The sequence below is a fragment of the Acidovorax sp. LjRoot204 genome, assembly GCF_056175785.1.
This window is the reverse complement of sequence record NZ_JBGFFF010000371.1, coordinates 1-1,087: the sequence shown is the minus strand read 5'-3', so window position 1 is coordinate 1,087 and position 1,087 is coordinate 1. Positions and strand designations below refer to the sequence as shown.

Here is a 1,087-nt window from a genome sequence, read left to right as displayed (position 1 = left end):
ATGTGGAAATGCCCGAGCAAGCCGAAAGGACAGGGCTCTTCGACCTTTCGGTGGTCAACGAGGGCAGCTGAGGGTAATCCGAACTCGCGGCCGGCGACGACGGCCGCGCTACCATGTCCACGTGACTCACAGGGGAACGCAACACGTGATCCGCACCATCTGTATCAATGCCGCCCTGGCGGCGCTCTCGGTCATATCGGCCACGCCATACGCTGGCCAGGACCCGGCAAAGCTGACCGATCCCTCAATGGCCGCAGCGGATGCGGCTTTAGCGGCGATTCTGGCGGCCGAGGACCCCTATGGTTATGTCAGTCGCAAGGCCGATGTGGCGATCTGGGAAGAGCAAGGCAAGCGCGAGGATGAGCGTTGGCTGCATTTGGTCTTCACGCCTGAGCTTCATGTCTACGTGGATCTCCGGCGCGTCACCGCCAGCAAGGCGGGGGAGGTCGTGGAACTGTGGTCCAAGCATGTCAATGCGATCGGTGAAACCACGCTGGGCCAGGACCGCATCTACTGCAGCAGCATGACCTCGCAGGTTGGCACGCTCGCGCTTCTCGATGAGCGCGGCGACGCGACCGTCAAGAACGATAGGTTCTTACCCGCTTCTCCCATTCTTCCGGGCTCAATCATGGAAGCCAAGGCGAGCTGGGCCTGCAACTGATGAGCAAGATTGCGGCCGCGATGATACTGGTTCCCGCAGCATTTGCGCTTTGGCCCTACGCCAGATCCCTGCTCGGTACTGATCGCCAAACAGAGCGCGACGAAGCAGAGGCGATCGGGCGCGCCCTGGCGAACAGTCGCTCAGCCGCGCACTGGGATGATGACGACGATGCACCGCCGCCTGTGCAGACAGAGGATGAGATTCCTCGCCCCCTCTATGCGGACAGCGTCGTTGAGCAATGGCAAGAGCCGCACGAGTGGATTCACGACTCGCTTGACGTGAACGATGCGTCCAACCCTCTGCACTACACAGACATGAACCCTATGAACCCCATGGGCAATGACTGGTAGTCAGGGCGGCTCAGCCGCCCCTAACCACCGCCAGGAGCGCGCCTGACTCGACCAGGCGGACGGCGGTAGCCACCTC

General features: G+C 62.0%; 2 protein-coding genes. Both read left to right on the top strand.

Features of this window, described 5'->3' with window-relative positions; translation table 11 throughout:
- Nucleotides 1–145 precede the first annotated feature (145 nt).
- On the top strand, nucleotides 146–661 hold the full coding sequence (locus tag AC04MI_RS25475) for a hypothetical protein (RefSeq protein ID WP_436001510.1): 516 nt from the start codon (nucleotides 146–148) through the stop codon (nucleotides 659–661).
- Nucleotides 661–1,011 carry a hypothetical protein gene (locus tag AC04MI_RS25470; protein WP_436001508.1) on the top strand — a complete coding sequence of 117 codons (351 nt, stop codon included), beginning with the start codon at nucleotides 661–663 and terminating at the stop codon, nucleotides 1,009–1,011. Before AC04MI_RS25475 ends, AC04MI_RS25470 begins: the two co-directional genes overlap by 1 nt.
- Nucleotides 1,012–1,087 lie beyond the last annotated feature (76 nt).

Excerpts from the sequence above, each read along its gene's own strand:
- AC04MI_RS25470 (WP_436001508.1), top strand. The coding sequence starts at position 661 with ATGAGCAAGATTGCGGCCGCGATGATACTGGTTCCCGCAGCATTTGCG.